Origin of the sequence: Curtobacterium sp. CFBP9011, from assembly GCF_034045095.1 — a bacterium.
Classification (GTDB): domain Bacteria; phylum Actinomycetota; class Actinomycetes; order Actinomycetales; family Microbacteriaceae; genus Curtobacterium.
The window spans coordinates 126,586-146,782 of the sequence record NZ_JAXCWN010000003.1; the positions used below are offsets into that span (position 1 = coordinate 126,586).

General features: G+C 72.5%; 20 protein-coding genes. 14 read left to right on the forward strand and 6 right to left on the reverse strand.

Going from position 1 to position 20,197, the window contains the following annotated elements; genetic code table 11:
• Positions 1-57: 57 nt before the first annotated feature.
• Entirely contained in the window at positions 58-972 is a 915-nt protein-coding gene (locus tag SOM35_RS07870) for a proline iminopeptidase-family hydrolase (protein WP_253463945.1), read from the reverse strand.
• A 115-nt stretch (positions 973-1,087) separates the two neighbouring features.
• On the opposite strand from SOM35_RS07870, the gene SOM35_RS07875 reads away from it, so the two are divergent.
• On the forward strand, positions 1,088-1,825 hold the full coding sequence (locus SOM35_RS07875) for a FadR/GntR family transcriptional regulator (protein WP_320514996.1): 738 nt from the start codon (positions 1,088-1,090) through the stop codon (positions 1,823-1,825).
• Positions 1,826-2,006: 181 nt separating this feature from the next.
• Here SOM35_RS07875 and SOM35_RS07880 read toward each other — a convergent pair whose 3' ends face one another.
• Entirely contained in the window at positions 2,007-2,885 is an 879-nt protein-coding gene (locus SOM35_RS07880; RefSeq protein ID WP_320514997.1) for an ABC transporter permease, read from the reverse strand.
• A complete protein-coding gene (locus tag SOM35_RS07885; RefSeq protein ID WP_111074703.1) occupies positions 2,882-3,811 on the reverse strand; it encodes an ABC transporter ATP-binding protein in 930 nt (309 codons plus the stop codon). Before SOM35_RS07885 ends, SOM35_RS07880 begins: the two co-directional genes overlap by 4 nt.
• A 364-nt stretch (positions 3,812-4,175) precedes the next feature.
• On the opposite strand from SOM35_RS07885, the gene SOM35_RS07890 reads away from it, so the two are divergent.
• The 8 genes from SOM35_RS07890 to SOM35_RS07925 all read left to right on the forward strand — a co-directional run bounded on the left by SOM35_RS07890 (position 4,176) and on the right by SOM35_RS07925 (position 14,056).
• Positions 4,176-5,735: an NCS1 family nucleobase:cation symporter-1 gene (locus tag SOM35_RS07890; RefSeq protein ID WP_320514998.1), complete on the forward strand. Its 1,560-nt coding sequence runs from the start codon at positions 4,176-4,178 to the stop codon at positions 5,733-5,735.
• A 136-nt stretch (positions 5,736-5,871) separates the two neighbouring features.
• Positions 5,872-6,633, forward strand: a complete 762-nt coding sequence (locus tag SOM35_RS07895; RefSeq protein WP_320514999.1) for an aspartate/glutamate racemase family protein — start codon at positions 5,872-5,874, stop codon at positions 6,631-6,633.
• Positions 6,630-8,009 (forward strand): allantoinase AllB, encoded by a 1,380-nt coding sequence (gene allB, locus SOM35_RS07900; RefSeq protein ID WP_320515000.1) that lies wholly within the window; start codon positions 6,630-6,632, stop codon positions 8,007-8,009. Before SOM35_RS07895 ends, allB begins: the two co-directional genes overlap by 4 nt.
• Complete coding sequence (locus SOM35_RS07905; RefSeq protein ID WP_320515001.1) at positions 8,002-9,072, forward strand: acetamidase/formamidase family protein; 1,071 nt, start codon at positions 8,002-8,004, stop codon at positions 9,070-9,072. Before allB ends, SOM35_RS07905 begins: the two co-directional genes overlap by 8 nt.
• Positions 9,063-10,619: an AtzH-like domain-containing protein gene (locus tag SOM35_RS07910; RefSeq protein WP_320515002.1), complete on the forward strand. Its 1,557-nt coding sequence runs from the start codon at positions 9,063-9,065 to the stop codon at positions 10,617-10,619. Before SOM35_RS07905 ends, SOM35_RS07910 begins: the two co-directional genes overlap by 10 nt.
• A gap of 43 nt (positions 10,620-10,662) precedes the next feature.
• Positions 10,663-11,919, forward strand: a complete 1,257-nt coding sequence (locus SOM35_RS07915) for a pyridoxal-phosphate-dependent aminotransferase family protein (protein ID WP_320515003.1) — start codon at positions 10,663-10,665, stop codon at positions 11,917-11,919.
• Positions 11,916-13,232, forward strand: a complete 1,317-nt coding sequence (locus SOM35_RS07920) for an allantoate amidohydrolase (protein ID WP_320515004.1) — start codon at positions 11,916-11,918, stop codon at positions 13,230-13,232. The genes SOM35_RS07915 and SOM35_RS07920 overlap by 4 nt, the downstream gene beginning before the upstream one ends.
• A complete protein-coding gene (locus SOM35_RS07925; protein ID WP_111074697.1) occupies positions 13,229-14,056 on the forward strand; it encodes a MurR/RpiR family transcriptional regulator in 828 nt (275 codons plus the stop codon). The genes SOM35_RS07920 and SOM35_RS07925 overlap by 4 nt, the downstream gene beginning before the upstream one ends.
• On the opposite strand, the gene SOM35_RS07930 is transcribed toward SOM35_RS07925, so the two are convergent.
• Entirely contained in the window at positions 14,023-14,562 is a 540-nt protein-coding gene (locus tag SOM35_RS07930; RefSeq protein ID WP_320515005.1) for an SRPBCC family protein, read from the reverse strand. The two genes, SOM35_RS07925 and SOM35_RS07930, sit on opposite strands and share 34 nt — an antisense overlap.
• Positions 14,563-14,598: 36 nt before the next feature.
• Here SOM35_RS07930 and SOM35_RS07935 point away from each other — a divergent pair, with 36 nt between their 5' ends.
• The 4 genes from SOM35_RS07935 (at position 14,599) to epsC (ending at position 18,587) form a co-directional block, all read left to right on the forward strand.
• Positions 14,599-15,708, forward strand: coding sequence for a YeiH family protein (locus tag SOM35_RS07935; protein ID WP_320515006.1), 1,110 nt, complete (start codon positions 14,599-14,601; stop codon positions 15,706-15,708).
• Between the two features lie 123 nt (positions 15,709-15,831).
• Entirely contained in the window at positions 15,832-16,869 is a 1,038-nt protein-coding gene (locus SOM35_RS07940; protein ID WP_320515007.1) for a dipeptidase, read from the forward strand.
• A gap of 198 nt (positions 16,870-17,067) precedes the next feature.
• The gene (gene cysK, locus SOM35_RS07945; protein WP_111074694.1) at positions 17,068-18,006 is read left to right on the forward strand and encodes a cysteine synthase A; all 939 of its coding nucleotides are present in this window, start codon (positions 17,068-17,070) and stop codon (positions 18,004-18,006) included.
• Complete coding sequence (epsC, locus tag SOM35_RS07950) at positions 18,003-18,587, forward strand: serine O-acetyltransferase EpsC (RefSeq protein ID WP_308118792.1); 585 nt, start codon at positions 18,003-18,005, stop codon at positions 18,585-18,587. Before cysK ends, epsC begins: the two co-directional genes overlap by 4 nt.
• Before the next feature lie 27 nt (positions 18,588-18,614).
• On the opposite strand, the gene SOM35_RS07955 is transcribed toward epsC, so the two are convergent.
• The gene (locus SOM35_RS07955) at positions 18,615-18,914 is read right to left on the reverse strand and encodes an excalibur calcium-binding domain-containing protein (protein WP_221850234.1); all 300 of its coding nucleotides are present in this window, start codon (positions 18,912-18,914) and stop codon (positions 18,615-18,617) included.
• Positions 18,915-19,039: 125 nt separating this feature from the next.
• Here SOM35_RS07955 and SOM35_RS07960 point away from each other — a divergent pair, with 125 nt between their 5' ends.
• Positions 19,040-19,423, forward strand: coding sequence for an MmcQ/YjbR family DNA-binding protein (locus SOM35_RS07960; RefSeq protein WP_221850233.1), 384 nt, complete (start codon positions 19,040-19,042; stop codon positions 19,421-19,423).
• Positions 19,424-19,449: 26 nt separating this feature from the next.
• On the opposite strand, the gene SOM35_RS07965 is transcribed toward SOM35_RS07960, so the two are convergent.
• Entirely contained in the window at positions 19,450-20,085 is a 636-nt protein-coding gene (locus tag SOM35_RS07965) for an MOSC domain-containing protein (protein WP_320515008.1), read from the reverse strand.
• Positions 20,086-20,197 lie beyond the last annotated feature (112 nt).

Below are 20,197 nucleotides of genomic sequence, written 5' to 3' on the forward strand. Positions count from 1 at the left end.
GGTGACGTGCCTCCCGTCCGGTGCGTGGCCGGGTGGGTGGTTCCGGGTGCTGCGGGGTCAGCCGGTGGGCTGGGTGTCGTGGTCGGCGAGGAAGGCGCCGACCACGCGGCGGAACTCCTCCGGCTGCTCCAGGTGTGTGCAGTGGCTGGCGCCGGGGAAGACGTGCTGGCGGGCGTCCGGGATCTGCTCCACGAACGGCTGCCAGGTGGCGGGGGTGGCTTCGTCGTGCTCGCCGGCGACGACGAACGTCGGCACGTCCACCCGGTGCAGGCGGTCGATCACCGACCAGTCGCGCAGCGAGCCGATGACGTGGAACTCGTTCGGTCCGTTCATGGTGTGGTAGACCGTCGGCTCGGCCTCCATCTGCTCCTCGGACGCGACGAAGTCGGCGGGCATCGGCACCACCCGGCACACGTGGCGTTCGTAGAAGACCTGCGTCGCGGCCACGTACTCGGGGTCCTCGACCGTGCCGGCGTCCTCGTGCCGGGTCAGGGCGTCCTGCACCTCGGCGGGCAGCTGGGCGCGGAGCTCGGCGGCCCCCTCGACCCAGAGCTGCATCGAGGCGGGGGAGTTGCAGATCGACAGGCTCGCGATGCCGCCCGGACGACGGACCGCGATCTCGGCGCCGAGCATCCCGCCCCACGACTGGCCCAGGACGTGGTGCTCGCCGAGCCCCAGGTGTGCGACCAGCGCCAGGTACTCGTCGACGAACAGCTGCGGCTGCCACAGGTCGGCGGGGGCGTCCGGGCGGTGGCTGCTCCGGCCGCAGCCGAACTGGTCGTGGTGGACGACGGTGCGACCGGTCTCGTCGGCGAAGGCCTCGAGGTTCCGGACGTAGTCGTGCGCCATCCCCGGCCCGCCGTGCAGGACGACGAGGGGCAGCGCGCCGGCGACGGGGTGGTCGGGTTCCGTGATCCGGTACCAGGTCTCGCCGTCCTGGAACGGCATCGTGCTCTCGGTGATGCGGGACATGGGGTGAGCATGGCCCGTCGAAAGGTCCCAGGCAAGACCTTTCCTGCTCGTTTAACGTGGCCGTAACAGGAAACCCGGCCCACCGGGGTCAGGCTGGACGGCGGAAGGGGTGCCGGTGACGGATCGCGCGACGGAGACCCGGGTCGACGAGGTCGAGGACCGGCTCGTGACCGCCGTCGCCGTCGGCGAGTACCTGCCCGGCTCCCGGCTGCCACCCGAACGCGAGCTCGCCGGACTGCTCGGGGTCGCCCGCGTCACCGTCCGCGGAGCCCTCGCCCGGCTCGTCGACCGCGGTCTGCTCGAGACCCGTCGCGGCCGCGGTGGCGGGACCTTCGTCCGCGATCAGGAGGCCGGCGCCGCCTCCGACTCGGTCGGCCGCACCCTGCTGGCACGGTGGGCGGGGATCCAGGACACTGCCGACGCCATCGCGATCCTGCACGGGGCGCTCGCGGCCGCCGCAGCCGAACGGATCACCGCGGAGCAGGCGGCCGGGCTCCGCGAACGGCTCGAGGCCTTCCGCACCGCGACCTCCGGCTTCGCGAAGCAGCAGGCCGACGCGGTCCTGCACCGCAGCATCATCGACGCGGCGCAGAACGACGCACTGCGGAGCACCCTGGCGTCGCTCGAGTCGCAGATCTCGATCGCGGCGCCGGCGCACCTGTGGGGGAGCGTCGACGGGATGGCGGCGATGGAGGCTCGGGCGATGCGGGACCACGAGCAACTGGTCGACGCGGTCTGTGCCGGGCGGGTCGCCGAGGCGGGGCGGATCGCGCGGCAGCACGTGGGGATCGACGTCGAGCTGCTGGAGCGGGCGATGCTCCGGGCGGGACAGGTGCCGACCCGGCCGGTGTGACCGGGTGGTGTGATCGGTGGTGTGGTCTGGTCTGGTCGGGACGACGGGAGGCCCGTGGCGGAGTCGCCACGGGCCTCCCGTGTTGGTGGTGCGGGTCGTGCTGGTGCTGCGTGTCGAGCTGGTGGTGCTGGTCGTGCGTGTCGTGCTGGTGGTGCTGGGGGTGCGGCTCGTGCCGTCTGGGTCAGACGTCGCGGCGCTTGGCCACGATCATCGCGAAGGCGTTCACGACGAGGACCTCGGCCAGCAGCACGCCGCCGCCGCTCCAGCCGTTGAGCGTGAGGCCCTTCGGCGCCGGGGCGCCCGAGTCGAACTGGTACAGGTTCGCGCCGGCCGCGTCGGGCAGGAACTTCGTGACGTCGTTCAGCCAGTCCAGGTTCGCCAACCCGGCGACCAGGCTGATGACGACCGGCAGCACGAGCAGGATGCCGAGGGTGATCGCGATGCCGCCGGCCGACGAGCGGACCAGCAGACCGATGCCGAACGCCAGGAGTGCCAGCAGGGTGACGTCGATCGATGCACCCAGGATCGGCATCCAGACGGACGGGTCCGCCAGGTCGGGCTCCAGGCCCTTGCCGGCCTGCAGCGCCGTCGAGATCGCGACGCCGATCCAGTTGGCCACCGCGCTGACGACGAAGGTGGTGACCGCGAGCACGGTCGCCTTCGCGAGCAGCACGCCGGTCCGGCCCGGGTCGGCGGTGAAGGTCGACCGGATCTGTCCGGTGGCGTACTCGCCGGTGATGATGAGCACGCCGAGCACGCCGACGACCAGGGCGGTCAGGTAGACGCTGACGGTGTTGATGCTGACGATCGTGGCGTTCGCGCCGACCGCGGTCTGCTCGGCGCCGGACGGCTCCGAGACGGATCCGAGCAGGACCGCGAGGCCGAGGGTCAGGACGGCGATGACGGCGTAGCACCAGAACGTCGACCGGATGCTCCGGAACTTGATCCACTCGCTGCGGACCAGTCGGGTGTAGCCGAGGTGCACGTCGCGCGAGGACAGGTCCCCACGGTGGCGGTGCTGCTGGGCGGTCGGCTGGTCGGTCTTCTGCGGGGCGCTCATCGTGCTCCCTCCGATCGGTACTCGACGTCGTCGCGGGTCAGGGCCATGTAGGCCTCTTCCAGGCTCGCGCCGGTCGGGGTGAGCTCGTGCAGGACGACCCCGGCGCGGGCGGCGATGTCGCCGACGGTCGGGGCGTCCGGGCCGACGACCAGGAACGAGCCGTCGTCACGCGGGGTGACCGTCGCGTTCGGGCCGATCGCCGTGAAGAGCTGGTCGGGCATCGGGGTGCGGACGACCACGCGGGCCAGGTTGACCTGCCCGGAGGGACCCCCGGCGCCGGCGACGAACTCCGCGATCGGGGCGTCGGCGAGCACCTTGCCGCGACCGAGCACGACGACGCGGTCGGCGGTCTGGGCCATCTCGCTCATGAGGTGGCTGGAGAGGAACACGGTGCGGCCCTCACCGGCCATCCGGCGGGCGAGTTGCCGGACCCAGAGGACGCCGTCCGGGTCGAGGCCGTTGACCGGCTCGTCGAGGATCAGGGTCTGCGGGTCGCCGAGCAGCGCTGCGGCGATGCCGAGTCGCTGGCCCATGCCGAGCGAGAAGCCGCCGACGCGCTTGCGGGCGACGGACTCGATGCCGGTCATGTCCATGACCTCGTGCACCCGCTGCTTCGGGATGCCGTGCGTCGCCGCGAGCGCGAGGAGGTGGTTGTACGCGCTCCGACCGGAGTGCACCGCCTTCGCCTCGAGCAGCGCGCCGACCTGTCGGAGCGGGTCGCGGAAGCTCTGGTACGGCCGGCCGTTGACGGTCGCCGTGCCGGAGGTCGGCTGGTCGAGCCCCATGATCATGCGCATGGTGGTCGACTTGCCGGCGCCGTTCGGGCCGAGGAAGCCGGTGACGCTGCCGGGGTGCACGACGAACGAGACGTCGTCGACCGCGAGCTTGGGGCCGTAGCGCTTGGAGAGGTGCTGTACTTCGATCATCGCCGCCCACGGTACGGGGGCCGCGGATGCGGCCGCCTCCCCCTGGAGGCGGAGATCGCACCCCTCCTCGTCATCCTGCCGACAGCCTCCCGTTCGTCGGCCCGCCGGTGCCCGGCGGGCGGCGCTCCGGGCGGCACCCCGGCAAAACACCGGTGTTCGTCGGAAACGCCGCGCCCATGCGCGGTTCGACTGACGAACACCGGTGTTCTGCAGCAAGTCCCACGCCCATTTCGGAACGATCGTTCCAAGACGGGTGTGATGTCACACGGTCGTCACACGGGGGAAACGGGCGGCGCGACCGGGGTCCGTAGCTTCGTGCCCAGGCAGACGCCGACCTCACCCCCTCTCCCTTCCGGAGGACGTCATGGCAACAGAAGTCGCGGCACCCGTCGCAGCGCCCCACGCCCCCCTCACGCCGGCCGCCCCCGTGGGCGCCGGTCTGATCAAGCCCGGGTACGACCCGGCCCTCACCAACGAGGACCTCGCCCCGCTGCGGAAGCAGACCTGGACCAGCTACAACGTCTTCGCGTTCTGGATGTCGGACGTGCACTCGGTCGGCGGGTACGTCACCGCCGGGTCGCTCTTCGCCCTCGGGATCGCCAGCTGGCAGGTGCTCGTCGCCCTGGTCGTCGGCATCCTCATCGTGCAGGTCTTCGCGAACCTCGTCGCCAAGCCCTCGCAGCGCACCGGTGTGCCGTACCCGGTGATCAACCGCGCGGTCTTCGGCGTCCTCGGCGCGAACGTCCCCGCCATCATCCGCGGGCTCATCGCGATGGCCTGGTACGGCGTGCAGACCTTCCTGGCCGCGCAGTCGCTGAACATCGTGTTCCTCAAGTTCATCCCCGGGGCGGCCGCACTCCTCGAGCCGTCGTTCCTCGGGCTGAACGCGCTCGGCTGGATCTCGTACGCCGTGCTCTGGGTCGCGCAGGGTGCCCTGTTCTGGATGGGCATGGACGCGATCCGGAAGTTCATCGACTGGGCGGGCCCCGCCGTGTACGTCGTGATGATCGCGCTCGCGGTGTACCTCGTCGCCACCGCCGGCCTCGGCAACATCTCGCTGACGCTCTCGGTCGGCGCCCCGATGTCGTTCGGCGCGAGCATCCCGGTGATGGTGTCGGCGATCGCCCTGGTCGTCAGCTACTTCTCCGGTCCGATGCTCAACTTCGGCGACTTCTCTCGGTACGGCAAGTCCTTCGCCGCGGTGAAGCGCGGCAACCTGCTCGGACTGCCGCTCAACTTCCTGTTCTTCTCGATCCTCACCGTGCTGTGCGCCAGCGCGACCGTCCCGGTGTTCGGCAAGCTCATCACCGACCCGATCGAGACCGTCCAGGCGATCGGCGCACCGTTCGCGATCCTGCTCGGCGGACTGACGTTCGTCACGGCCACGGTCGGCATCAACATCGTCGCCAACTTCATCAGCCCCGCGTTCGACTTCTCGAACGTCGCACCCCGCCGGATCAGCTGGCGGATGGGCGGCATGATCGCCGCGGTCGGCTCGGTGCTGCTCACCCCGTGGAACTGGTACGGCAACGACCAGGCGATCCTGTACACGCTCGGCGTTCTCGGGGCACTGATCGGCCCGCTCTTCGGCATCCTGATCGCCGGCTACTACATCGTCGGCAAGCAGCGGGTCGCCGTCGACGACATGTACTCGAAGGACCCGGCCGGTCGGTATTGGTACCGGAAGGGCTTCAACCCGAACGCGATCTGGACCCTCGTCACCACCGGGGCGGTGTCGGTCGCCAGCGCCGTGCTGCCGCCGGCGCTCGGGGTCGTCCCGTGGCTGAGCAGCTACAGCTGGTTCATCGGCTGCGGTCTCGGGCTCGTCGTCTTCTGGGCGCTCGAACGCCGGTCGCCGGCCATGCCGCTGCTCGACGCCGACGACCCGACGGTCGACGACGGCGCCGCCCTCGGTCGCGCCTGACCGGGGGACATCTCCTCCACAGGGGCACCGCCGCACCGACTCCGGCAGGTGCCCCTGTGGACAGCCGGGAGGCCCGCCACCACCCCGCCAGGATCGTCACCACCCACGCTCCACCCGCTCCACCGGAAGGACCCCGATGCGCATCCGCGTCGTCAACCCCAACACCACCGCGTCGATGACGGCGGCCATCGGTCGTGCCGCGGCCGCGGTCGCCGGACCGGGAACGGTCATCGAAGCCGTGCAGCCCAGCATGGGTCCGGCGTCGATCGAGAGCCACTACGAGGAAGCGCTGGCCGTACCGGGACTCCTCGAGCAGGTGCTCGCGGGGGAGCAGGTCGGCGTGGACGCCACCGTCGTCGCCTGCTTCGGGGACCCGGGGATCGACGCTGCGCGGGAGATCGCCCGCGGCCCGGTGATCGGCATCGCCGAAGGCGCGTTCCGCACCGCCGCGATGCTCGGTCGGCGGTTCGGCGTCGTGACCACGCTCGAGCGGACGACCGGTCGTGCGCGGGAACTCGCCGACCGCTACGGCTGCGCGTCCCTGCTGACCGAGGTCCGGGCGTGCGAGGTGCCCGTGCTGCAGCTCGACGACCCGTGCTCCGGCGCCCGCGAACTCGTCGTCGACGAGTGCCGCCGGGTGATCGCGAACGGTGCCGACGCCGTGGTGCTCGGCTGCGCGGGCATGGCCGAGTTCTGCGCTTCAGTGTCCGACGAGATCGGTGCACCGGTCGTCGACGGGGTCAGCGCCACGACCCTCCTGGCCGAGACGCTCGTCCGACTCGGACTGACCACCGGCAAGCACGGCGAGTACGCCGCGCCGCCGCCCAAGCGGTTCACGGGGGTGCTCGCCTCCTTCGAGCTCGACGCTGCCCGCGCGATGGTCGGGGCGGACGCATGACGGACCTCCGGACGGCCGCCGTCGCCGACACCGTCGCGCCCGCCGACCTCGTGCTCCGTGCTCGCAGGACCTGGGTCGACGGCGCCTTCCGGCCCGCCGCCGTCGTGGTCCGCGACGGACGGGTGGCAGCTGTCGAGCCGATCGACACCGACGTCCTCGCCGACCACGACGAGACCGTCCCCGACGCCCACGTCCTGCTGCCCGGACTCGTCGACACCCACGTCCACGTGAACGAGCCCGGACGCACCGAGTGGGAGGGCTTCGCATCCGCCACCCGCGCGGCGGCGCTCGGCGGGGTGACGACGATCATCGACATGCCGCTCAACTCGATCCCGGCCACCGTCGACGTCCCCGCACTCCGGGTCAAGCAGGCCAGCGCCGCCGGACGCGTCGCGGTCGACGTCGGGTTCTGGGGCGGAGCCGTCCCCGACAACGCGGGTGCCCTCGCCGACCTGCACGCCGCCGGGGTCTTCGGCTTCAAGTGCTTCACCGCGCCGTCCGGCGTCGACGAGTTCCCACACCTCGACCCGACGCAGCTGCGTGCCGCGATCGCCGAGGTCGCCGCACTCGACGCGCTCCTCATCGTCCACGCCGAAGACCCGGACCACCTCGTCGACCACGACGCACTGGGGGTCCGCTACCAGGACTTCCTCGACACCCGACCCGTCCAGGCCGAACGGTCCGCCATCGCCCGCGTGATCGACGGTGCGCGGGAGACCGGTGCCCGGGTGCACGTCCTCCATCTCTCCGACGCCGGTGCGCTCCCGATGATCCGCGCCGCGAAGGACGACGGCGTCCGCCTCACCGTCGAGACGTGCCCGCACTACCTGGCCTTCGAGTCCGGCTCGATCCCCGACGGCGCGACGGCGTACAAGTGCTGCCCGCCGATCCGCGACGACGCCAACCGCGACGCCCTCTGGGCCGGGCTGCTCGACGGCACGATCGACATGGTCGTCTCGGACCACTCGCCCTCGACCGCTGACCTGAAGGTCGACGACTGGGGGCTCGCGTGGGGCGGCATCGCCGGCCTGCAGGTCGGGTTCCGTGCGCTGTGGACCGAGGGCGCGCGTCGCGGACTACCCCTCGACGCCCTCCTGCCCGCCGTGACGACCGGGCCGGCGGCGCTCGCCGGGTTCGCCGACCGCGGCCGGATCGTGCCGGGGGCGCTGGCGCACTTCGCCGTGTTCGACCCCGACGCCCAGTCCACGATCGACGTCGACGCGCTGGCGCACCGGAACCGGGTGTCCGCGTTCGACGGGCTACAGGTCCGCGGCCGGGTGACGCAGACGTGGTTGCGCGGGCAGCGCATCACCGGCACCACCGACGGCACCACGACGGTCGACCTCGTCGCCGGAGAGCTGGTCGACCGTGGCTGAGACGCGCACCGCCGCCGACGTGCACCTCGGCTCGACGCCGGACGACGTCCTCTGGGGACGGTTGCCGAGTCGCCACGACGCCGCCGTCCGCACCGTCGCGCCCGGCTCGGCCGTGACCATCGACACCGTCAGCCACGAGGGCCTGCTGCCCGACCAAGGCTCCGACCCGGTGGCGTTCTTCGGGCGACACGGCGTCGATCCGGGCGGCGTGCTGCCGGACGCGATCGACATCGTGCGGGACCTCCACAACGACGACGCCGACGGCCCGCACGTGGTGTCGCGACCGATCGCCGTCGCCGGGGCCGAACCGGGCGACGTCCTGTCGGTGTCGATCCTGGCGGCGCTGCCTCGCGTGCCCTACGGGGTGATCTCGAACCGGCACGGCCGTGGTGCGCTGCCGGGGGAGCTCCCGCGTGGTGCGGACCCGGTCTCGGTGTTCGCCGACGTCGTCACGCGCGACGGCGTCGACCACGGACGCCTGCCGGTGGTGGACGGCGGTCCCCGCGTGGTGACCTTCCCGCTCCGGCCGTTCCCCGGCATCCTCGGCGTCACCGTTGACAGCGACGTCCGACCGCACTCCGTCCCACCGGGGCCGCACGGCGGGAACATCGACATCGCCCTGCTGACCGCGGGCTCGACCCTGCACCTGCCCGTGCAGGTGCCGGGCGCCGGTGTGTACGTCGGCGACCCGCACTTCGCCCAGGGGGACGGTGAGGTCGCCCTCACCGCGATGGAGGCCTCACTCCGCCTGACCCTGCGCCTCGACGTCGTCCCGCGCGCCACCGCGCTCCGACGGTTCGGTGCCCTGCTCGGTCCGGTCGCCGAGACCACCGAGTTCCTGGTGCCCACCGGCATGGACGCCGACCTGGACGAAGCCGTGCGGCGGTGCGTCCGAGCGGCCATCACGCTGCTCCGTGCACGGTGGGGTGTCGACGAGCACCTGGCCTACGCGTACCTCAGCGCGGCGACGGACTTCCGCATCTCGCAGGTCGTCGACCTCGTCTGCGGTGCCCACGCGACCATCCGCAAGGCGGACTTCGACGCGGTGGCGACGTGCGACTGACCGGGACGTGGCCCGCCGGCCTCGAGTCGGCGTTCCACCGGTACGAGGACGCCCTGATGCGGGACGACACCGCGGTGCTCGACGCGCTGTTCGAACCGGGGCCGGACACGCTCCGTGGTGACGGTGCCGGACTGCTCCGCGGACACGAGCAGATCAGTGCCTTCCGGTCCGCCCGCGGTGGCGTCGCCCGTCGGGTCCTGATCGGCGTGGACGTGCAGGTCCTCGGTCCGGATGCCGTGCTGGTCGTGGGGGAGTCCCGGTTCCTCGACGGTGGACGTGGTCTGCAGACGCAGCTCTGGTGCCGGACGGACGGTACCTGGCGGATCCGGACGGCGCACGTCACCGGACGCGCGCCGGCGTTCGACCGGTCAGTGTGGCGCGTGCTCGGCGCCCCGCTCGTCCCCGGCAGCGGTTCCGGTCCTGGCGGCGCGTCCGGTCCGCTGGCCGGCGTCCGCGTGGCGGTGAAGGACCTCATCGCGGTGCGCGGGCAGGTCATCGGCGCGGGCAACCCGACCTGGCGGGCCCAGGCGGACATCGAGGACGAGCACGCCCCCGCGGTCGCGATGCTCCTCGACGCCGGAGCCGAAGTCACCGGCATCGCCCGGAGTGACGAGTTCGCGTACGGCCTCGCCGGCCGGAACGCCCACTCCGGAACGACGCCGAACGGAGCGGCCCCCCGGCGGATCGGCGGCGGCTCGACGTCCGGGTCGGCTTCGGCGGTCGCACTCGGGCAGGCGGACCTCGGTCTGGGCACGGACACGGCGGGCAGCCTCCGGGTCCCCGCGTCCTACCAGGGGCTCTGGGGGCTGCGGACCACCCACGGCGCTGTGTCCCGGACGGGCGTGCTGCCCCTCGCGCAGACCTTCGACACCGTCGGGTGGCTGACGCGCGACCCCGAGCTGCTCCGGCAAGTCGTCGGCATCGCGATCGGCGGCACAGCGGAACGGCAGCGCGAGGCCGAGGACTCGCTGCTCCTGAGCGACGCGCTGCTCGATGCCGCCGAACCCGACACCCGCACCGCGTTCCTCGCCTGGGTCGAACGGGTCGGTCGTCCGGTGCGGTCGGTCGTGCTGCCGGACCTGGACGACCTCGCCGAGACGCTGCGGGTCGTCCAGGCCGCCGAGGCGCACCGGAACCACGGCGACTGGGTCACCGAACACCCGGGCGCCGTCGGAGCCGACGTCGCCGAGCGGTTCGCCGCAGCGGCAGCCGTCACCGCCGAGCAGGAGTCGGCAGCGCGTGCCCGCCTCGTGGAACTCCGGACCGTGCTCCGCCGCGTGGTCGGGCACGGAGTCCTGGCGTTCCCCACCGTGCCGGGGCCCGCTCCGGACCGGACGGCCGACACCGCCGCCGTGCTCGTCACCCGTCGAGCGACCCTCCGCATGACGTCGGTCGCCGGCGTCGGCGGTCTGCCCGCCGTCAGCATCCCGGCGCTCCGGGTCGACGACGCCCCCGTCGGGGTGTGCCTCGTCGGACCGGCCGGTGCCGACCTCGCGCTGGTCGACCTCGCGATCGACCTGTCCACCACCCCTGCAACACGTTCGTAACGCGCGTTCCATTACCCTTGATCGTGGAACGGAAGGATCAACCATGCACCCCGTGAACCCGCCCGCACGTCTCCTGATGGGCCCCGGCCCGATCGACGCCGACCCCCGCGTCCTCCGCGCGCTCTCGACCCCGCTGGTCGGGCAGTACGACCCGTGGATGACCGAGACGATGAACCAGACGCAGGAGCTGTACCGCCAGGTGTTCGGCACCCGGAACGAGGCCACCGTCCTGGTCGACGGCACCTCCCGGGCCGGCATCGAAGCCGCGCTCGTCTCCCTGCTGGCGCCAGGAGACAGCGTCCTCGTCCCGGTGTTCGGCCGGTTCGGGCACCTGCTCGCCGAGATCGCCGGACGGGCCGGAGCGACGGTGCACACGATCGAGACCGAGTGGGGCCAGGTGTTCCCGGCCTCCGTGATCGAGGACGCCATCGTGCGGGTGCGCCCGAAGCTCCTGGCCGTCGTGCAGGGCGACACCTCGACGACGATGAACCAGCCGCTCGACGAGCTCGGGGCGATCTGCGAACGGCACGGCGTGCTGTTCTACACGGACGTCACGGCCTCCGTCGGCGGGAACCCGCTCGAGGTCGACGCGTGGGGCATCGACGCCGTCAGCGCCGGGCTGCAGAAGTGCCTGGGCGGCCCGTCCGGCAGCGCACCCCTGTCGCTCTCGCCCCGGGCGGTCACAGTGCTCGACGGCCGTCGGAGCGTCGAGGCCGGCATCCGCGAACCGGGCGACGACGTGTCCGACCACCCGATCCAGTCGAACTACCTCGACCTGGGGATGATCATCGACTACTGGGGTCCCCGCCGCCTCAACCACCACACCGAAGCGGCATCGATGCTCTACGCCGCGAACGAGTGCGCGCGGATCCTGCTCGAGGAGGGCCGCGACGCCGTCGTCGAGCGGCACGCCCTCGCCGGCCGCGCCATGCTCGAGGGGGTCCGCGGCCTCGGGCTCACCGTGTTCGGGGACGTCGGGCACAAGATGCACAACGTCGTCGCCGTCGAGATCCCCGACGAGGTCCAGGGCGACGCGGTCCGTTCCGCGATGCTCGAGGACCACGGGATCGAGATCGGCACCTCGTTCGGCCCGCTGCACGGACGGGTGTGGCGCATCGGCACGATGGGCTACAACGCCCGGAAGGACACCGTCGTGACGACGCTCTCCGCCCTCGAACAGGCGCTGCGTCGCGGCGGGAAGTCCGTGCCGCAGGGCGGTGGGGTCGATGCTGCGCTCGACGTCTACGCGGGACGCGGCGCCGCGCTCGAGGTCGGGCTCCCGGCGGGGGCACGCGCGTGAGTGCGGCCGTGGAGCTGCCCGTCGCCAGCGCGGTGGCCCGTGCCGCCGCCGACCGGATCGTCGCCCGCTGCGACGAGCTCGCCACGATCAGCGAGACCGCTGGCCACATCACCCGCGTCTACCTCTCGCCCGAGCACGCCCGGGCCAACGCCGTCGTCCGGACCTGGATGAACGACGCCGGACTCGAGACGTGGCAGGACGCCGCCGGCAACCTCCACGGCCGGACCCGGCACAGCGATCCGGAGGCCCCCGTCCTGCTGCTCGGGTCGCACCTGGACACCGTGGTCGACGCCGGCCGGTACGACGGGGTCGTCGGGGTCCTCATGGCGATCGAGGTCGCCGCACGCCTGCAGCAGGACCGTGCCGCACTGCCGTTCGCGCTCGAGGTCGTCGCCTTCTCCGACGAGGAGGGCACCCGGTTCGGCAAGGCCCTGCTCGGCTCCTCCGCGGTCGCCGGGGTGTGGGACGAGTCGTGGTGGGACCTCCGCGACGGCGACGGCACCACCCTCCGAGCCGCCTTCGAGTCCTTCGGGCTCGACCCGACGCAGGTCGGGCAGGCCGCCGTCGACCCCGCGTCCCTCGTCGGGTACCTCGAAGCACACATCGAGCAGGGGCCGTACCTCGAGCAGGCCGACCAGGCGCTCGGTGTCGTCACCAGCATCGCGAGTGCCCGCCGGTTCACCGTGCGTGCCGTCGGCGAAGCGCGGCACGCCGGTGGAACCCCGTACGAACGACGCCACGACGCCCTGCTCGCGGCTGCCGAGGCCGCCCTGGCCGTCGAGCGGATCTGCCGGACGGAGCAGCACATCGGCACGGTCGGCACGATGGCCGTCGAGCCCGGAGCGGTCAACGTCGTCCCCGGCCTCGCCACGTTCGCGGTCGACCTCCGCGGGGAGTTCGACGACGGCCGCGACCGGGTCTGGGACGAGATCGCCCAGGCCTTCGGCGAGATCGGGACACGACGCGGCGTCGAGGTCACCCCCACCGAGGTGCACCGGGCACCGGCGGTGTTCTGCGCCCCGCACCTGATGGACGCCGTCCGCGCCGGGATCGTCAGCACCGGTGAACCCGAACCCCTCGAGCTGTTCTCCCGCGCCGGACACGACGCCATGTCGCTCGGCCTGGTGACCGACGTCGCGATGCTGTTCCTCCGCAACCCGGACGGCATCAGCCACCACCCAGACGAGTTCGTCTCCGCGGCGGACGTCGCCCTCGGACTCGACGCGCTCGCCGGAGCGGTCGAGCACCTCGCCGCGCAGCACCTCGCCGCGCAGCGCCTCGCCGACAGCACGACGGCCGGGGCCGGCGCATGAGCGTCCCCGACGTGCGCGGGCGGATCGACTCGGTCTGGGAGCGCCTCTCGCCGGCCGAGCGACGGGTCGCCGCGATGATCCGACACGACCCGGAGCTCCTGCTCGTCGGCACCTCGTCGCAGCTCGCGGCCGAGTCCGGCACCTCGAAGGCGACGGTCTCGCGACTCGTCCGGTCGCTCGGGTTCCAGGACGCCGCCGAGGTCCGTCAGAACCTGATGTCCGCTCGGGGGACCGGCCTGCCCTGGGCCGCCGAGGACGCCGCGCACGTCGACCAGCGTGCCGTCGAGGCCCGGAACCTCGACGCCGCCTTCGCCTCCCTCGCCCGTGCCGACCGGCCGCGCCTCGCCCGGCGCATCGTCCGCGCTCGCCGGGTCCTGGTCTTCGGCGAGCGCGGCGCGTACCCGATCGCGCTGCAGCTCCGCGCGCAGCTCGCACAGGTCCGCCCGGACGTCCGCGTCGGGCCGGCACCGGGGCAACGCCTGGGGGAGGAGGTCGCCGACCTCGACCGTCGAGACCTCGTGGTGATCGTCACGGTCCGTCGGCACGCCGCCGGGGTCGACCGGGTCGTCCGGCACTGCGTCGGCACCGGGGCGGACGTCGTCGTCATCGGGGACCCGACCGCCGCCGTCATCGCGGCGCCCGCGACCACCGCGGTGCTCTGCCCGGTCGACTCACCCTCGGCGTTCGACTCGTTGGCGGCGCTGTTCGCGGTCGTCGCAGCGATCACGAACGACGTCTACGAGGCCTCCGGGCCGTCCGGACGGACCCGGGTGGAGGCCGTGGCGAGCGCCTACGACACGCTCGGCGAACTCGCCGGCCCCTGACCGACGCTGCCCGTGCCCGTGCCCGTGCCCGTGCCCGTGCCCGTGCCCGTCCCTGCGTCCCCGAGTTCGGCGGCGAGCGACCGATTCCGCTCCCGGATCAACGCGATCAGGTACCGCCGCAACACCAGTCCCTCCGCGATCCGCCCGAGCACCCCGAACGGTGCCCGGAACGTGATCTCGTCCACCATGCGCGTCCCGGTCGGGGTGGCGTCGAACCGGTGGTGGTGCCGGAACCGGGCGAACGGCCCACGGACCTGTTCGTCGACGAACGTGTGGGGAGCCTCCAGTGCGGTGATCTCGTTCGTCATCCGCCAGACGATGCCGAAGTGGCGCGCACGCCAGGTCACGCTCTCGCCGATCCCGATGCGCCCGTCCGTCGTGCCGGCGACCGCCTGCTCGCCGGTCGCAGCCATCGACCGCAGGTGCGCGCCGATGTCCAGTGACAGGTCGAAGGCCCGCTCGGGCGGCACGGGCAGGTCGGTCACGATCCGGAAAGCAGCGCTCACGCCTCGATCCTGGCCCACGGACGGCAGGATGGTCACGTGACCGATGCCGCCCTGACTCCGCTCGACCGTGCCGGGAGGCTCGTCCCCGGCCTCGCGCTCGCCACCGGCATCGCCGTGGTCGCGACCGTGATCGGGCGGTTCCTGCCGGTCGTCGGAGCGCCGGTCAGCGGCGTCGTGATCGGCGCGGTCCTCGGCACCGTGCGGCGACCCGGACCGGTCGTCCGTAAGGGCATCACGACCGCGAGCAAGACGGTGCTGCAGTTCGCGGTGGTCCTGCTCGGGGCCCAGCTGTCGCTCCTGCAGGTCGCCCGGGTGGGGGTGCAGTCGCTGCCGGTGATGCTCGGCACCCTCGTCATCTGCCTGCTCGCCGCGTGGGGGATCGGTCGTGCCCTCGGTGTGGTCGGGAACCTGCGGACCCTGATCGGGGTGGGGACGGGCATCTGCGGGGCGTCGGCGATCGCGGCCGTCACCCCGGTGATCGGCGCGGTGTCGATCGAGGTGGCGTACGCGGTGTCGACGATCTTCCTGTTCAACGTGGCCGCCGTGGTCGTCTTCCCCGTGGTCGGGCACGCCCTCGGCATGAGCCAGCACGCGTTCGGGCTGTTCGCGGGGACGGCGGTGAACGACACCTCCTCGGTCGTCGCCGCCGCGAGCACGTACGGGCCCGGGGCGGCGGACTTCGCGGTCGTCGTGAAGCTCGTCCGGACGCTCATGATCATCCCGGTGGTCCTCGGTCTGGCGTGGTTGGTCGGACGCCGGGCGGAGAAGACGGCAACGGCGTCGACCGGGGACGGGTCGGCAGCCGGCGACGTGGCACTGGACGGGGCGGCGATCGAGCCCACGGTCGTGCCGCCTCGCGGGAAGTGGTCCCCGCGCCGCGTGTTCCGTCTCGTGCCGTGGTTCCTCATCGGCTTCGTGCTGGTGGCCGCCGTCAACTCGACGGGTGTCATCCCCGGTCCGGCGCACCCGGCGATCGCTGCGGTCGCCGCGTTCCTCATCACCGTGGCCCTCAGTGCGATCGGCCTGTCGACGGACATCGCGGGGTTCCGCCGTGCCGGGTTCCGGCCGCTGGTCCTCGGCGGGTCGCTCTGGATCGTGGTGTCGCTGTCGAGCCTCGGACTGCAGGCCCTCACCGGCAGCATCTGACCGCCCGGCGGGCCGGCCCGGCAGTGCCCCGCTCGGCAGGGCCCCGCCCGGCATGGCCCCGTCCGGCAGGGCCCCGTCCGGCAGAGCCCCGTCCGGCAGGGCCCCGCCCGGTACGGTCGGGGCATGGACCTCGACGCGCTCGCCTTCCCCGTCATCGACGGCCACAACGACCTGCCGTGGGAGCGTCGCGAGACGCACGGGTCCGGCGTCGAGGGCATCGACTCCGAGACCGACTCCCTGCACACCGACCTGCCGAAGCTCCGTGCCGGCGGGGTCGTCGGGCAGTTCTGGTCGGTCTTCGTGCCGGTCGACGAGCCCGACCCGGTGCGGACGACACTGCAGCAGATCGACCTCGCCCACCGTTTGGTCGAGCGCTACCCGGACGACCTGGCGCTCGCGCGGACGGCCGACGAGGTACGGGCTGCGATCGCCTCCGGCCGGATCGCCTCGCTGCTCGGCGCCGAGGGCGGCCACTCGATCGGCGACGACCTGGCCGTCCTCCGCACCTTCGCGCGCCTGGGCGTCCGCTACATGACGCTGACGCACAACGACGACACCCCCTGGGCGGACTCGGCCACCGGTGCCCGTGCCCACGGCGGACTGACCGACCGCGGACGCCAGGTCGTCGCCGAGATGGAACGCATCGGGATGCTCGTCGACCTGTCGCACACGGCGCCCGCCACGATGCGGGACACCCTCGACGTCGCCACCCGGCCGGTCGTGTTCAGCCACTCGTCGACCGTCGCGATCGACGACCACCCGCGGAACGTGCCGGACGACGTGCTCGCGCGTCTCACCGACAACGGCGGCGTGGTGATGATCACCTTCGTGCCGAAGTTCGTCTCGCGTGCCTGGGCCGACTGGGAAGAGGCCGGCGCGACCGCGGAACCGCCCCTCGTCACGGTGTCCGACGTCGCGGACCACGTCGAGCACGCCCGCGACCTCGCGGGTGCGGCGCACCTCGGTCTCGGTGGGGACTACGACGGCACACCCGTGCTGCCGCCGGACCTGCGCGACGTCTCGCGGTACCCGGTCCTCGCCGAGGAACTCCGTCGCCGCGGCTGGGGCGACGCCGACCTGCGCGCGCTGGCGGGCGGCAACGTGCTCCGCGTGCTCGAGGCGACCGACGACCGGTTCGCCCGCACCGCGCTCGTCCGCTGACGCACACAAGCACCCACGCACGCACGCACACAAGCACCCACGCACGCACGCACAGACCCCGACCCCCGAACTGGTGCCTCGTCGTCCCGGACCACACACGTCACACCAGGGAGGCACCCCGGGTCGGCTCGCTAGGATCGGGCCGCACACCGAGCCTCCTGGGATGGAGGCCGTGGGACCGACGTGAGGACGCAACGGATGACCGGCACCATCTACGACAACATCTCCCAGGCCTTCGGCAACACCCCGCTCGTGCGGCTGAACCGACTGCCCCAGGAGGGCGGGGCCGAGATCCTCGCCAAGCTCGAGTTCTACAACCCGGGTGCCAGTGTCAAGGACCGCCTCGGCGTCGCGATCATCGACGCGGCCGAGGAGTCCGGTGAACTGAAGCCCGGCGGCACCATCGTCGAGGGGTCGTCCGGCAACACCGGCATCGCGCTCGCCATGGTCGGCGCAGCCCGCGGCTACCGGGTCGTCGTCACGATGCCCGAGACGATGAGCGTCGAACGTCGTGCCGTCATCCGCGCGTACGGGGCCGAGATCGTCCTGACCCCGGGCTCCGAGGGCATGAAGGGCGCCGTCGCCCGTGCCGGCCAGATCGTGGACGAGACGCCGGGCGCGATCCTGGCGCACCAGTTCGAGACCGCCGCGAACGCTGCGATCCACCGGAAGACGACCGCGCAGGAGATCCTCCGCGACACCGAGGAGCACGTCGACGTGTTCGTCGCCGGCGTCGGCACCGGCGGCACCATCACGGGCGTCGGGCAGGTCCTCAAGGAGCGGGTGCCCGGCGTGCAGATCATCGCGGTCGAGCCCGCCGACTCGCCGCTGCTGACCAAGGGCACGGCGGGGCCGCACAAGATCCAGGGCATGGGGGCGAACTTCATCCCCGAGGTCCTCGACCGTTCCGTCATCGACGAGGTCATCGACGTCGAGCTCGACGACGCGCTGCGGGTCGCGCGGGCGCTGGCGACCGAGGAGGGCATCCTGTCCGGCATCTCCTCCGGTGCGATCATCCACGCGGCGCTGCAGGTCGCGGCCCGTCCGGAGAACGCCGGCAAGCGCATCGTCGCGATCGTCTGCGACACCGGCGAGCGCTACCTGTCGACCGTGCTCTACGAGGGGCTCACTGCGTGACGACGGCTCCTCGTCGCGGTGTGCTGCGGACCGTCCGGGAGGACCTCGCCGCCGCACGCCGCGGAGACCCCGCTGCGCGCGGGGACCTCGAGAACGCGGTCGTCTACTCGGGGCTGCACGCGATCTGGGCGTACCGGGTCACCCACCGGCTCTGGATCGCCGAGGGTCTGCCCGGTTCGCGGACCGTGGCGCGGATCCTGGCGCAGGTCGCCCGAACCCTGACCGGCATCGAGATCCACCCCGGCGCCCGCATCGGCCGCCGGTTCTTCATCGACCACGGCATCGGTGTCGTGATCGGTGAGACCGCGGTCGTCGGTGACGACGTCCTCGTGTTCCACGGCGTGACCCTGGGGGGTCGGGGCGGAGGCCCGGGGCCGGGTTCCAAGCGTCACCCGACGGTGGGTGACCGGGTCGTCCTGGGCGCCGGCTCGGCGCTGATCGGCGGCATCACGGTCGGCGACGACGCCGTCATCGGTGCGGGCACCGTCGTCACGAAGGACGTGCCGGCGAACTCGGTCGTGACCGGGGTCGCCGGCACCGCACGGCCGCGCTCCGGCCGCGAGGGCGTCCCGGAACTCTGAGGCGGAGCGTGCTGCCGCGGCCTCCGGTCAGCTCTTCTCGCAGGCGATCCCGTCGGCGTCGCGGTCCATCTTCTTGTTCGCGTTGTAGAGCGCGTCGTCCTTCTTGACGGTGCCCTTCAGCGCGCGGTACGTGGTCTTCCCGGCGGAGGTCACCTTGTTCTTCGTGACGGACTTCTTCGCGATGCCGCCCGAGTACACCTTGTTGACGGCGGTGCAGTTGGCGTAGGTCTTCGGCGCCGCGGAGGCGCTGGTCGCGGTGCCGGCGACGCCGCCGATGGTCAGTGCGAGCGTGACGGCGGCGATGCCGAGGGTGCGAGCGGTCTTCACGGGTTCCTCCTGGAGGGGTGGTCGCCGACGTCGGGTACGCGGCAGGACGAGGGTACTGCCAATCCGTGAGAGAACTTCACCCCCACAACGAGGCAGGAGCGGGCGGGATCGGGCATCCTGGTGGCATGGACGGGACCACCCTGCAGCTGGTCGTCGCGCGCACCGCGATGGCGCTGCCGGCCGTCACCGAGACGCAGCCGTTCGGCGAGGGCACCGACGTCTACAAGGTCGTCGACAAGATGTTCGCGATGACCACGGAACTGCGCGGGGTGCCGATCGTGAACCTCAAGTGCGCCCCGCCGCACGGCGCCGCGTTGGTGCGGGACCACCCCGAGGTCACCCCGGGCTGGCACATGAACAAGCGGCACTGGATCACGATCGCACCGGGCGAGGGGATCGACGAGCAGATGGTGGAGGACCTCGTCGCGAACGCCTGGGACCTCGTGGTCGCCGGCCTGCCCCGAGCGCGGCGGCCGTTCGACCCGGGCCGGGGCACCGGCCCGGCCTGACGACGGACCCGGGCGACCACCTGTGGTCAGACGGCTGCGCGCCGGAGGGCGAGCTGGGCCTCCCGGACGACCTTCGGCGCGAGCCGGTCGCCCATCGCGAGCAGGGCGGTCGCCTGCTCAGCGGTGAGCCCGGCGAACATCTGCCCGATCGTCACCCCGTGCTCGGGCCGCTCGAGCACCGTCACGGCGTCGCCCGCGGCGACGGATCCGGACTTGCGGACCCGGAGGTAGGCGCCGGGGCGGCCCTCCTCGGCGAACCGCTTGACCCACTTGTCGACCTTCATCCGGCGCGCGAACGTGCCACACGGGATGCGCGGGATGGTGACCTCGAGCTCCAGGGTGTCGCCGAGGCGCAGACGCTCGCCGATGACCAGGCCGGTGACGTCGACACCGGTCGTCCGGAGGTTCTCACCGAACAGTCCCGGCGGGACCGGCCGGTCCAGCTGCTCGGCGAAGTACGCGGCGTCCTCATCGGCGTACACGTAGACGGCCTGGTCCTCGCCGCCGTGGTGCTTCCGGTCCGCCTGCACGTCGGCGTGCAGTCCGAGGGGCCGGACCCGGACCGGGCCGTCGACCGGACGCTTGTCGATGGCGGTGATGCCGATCGTGCCGGAGTCCCGGAGCAGCTGTTCGACGCGGCAGACGGCGGTGACGAGGGGCATGGGTCCACCCTGCCGTACCGCGGACCCGGCGCGCACCTGGCAGTCGGCTGGATGATCGCGAAGCCGTGTGACGATCCTGGCCCGGAGGACGTCCCATCCGTGTCCGCGCTCG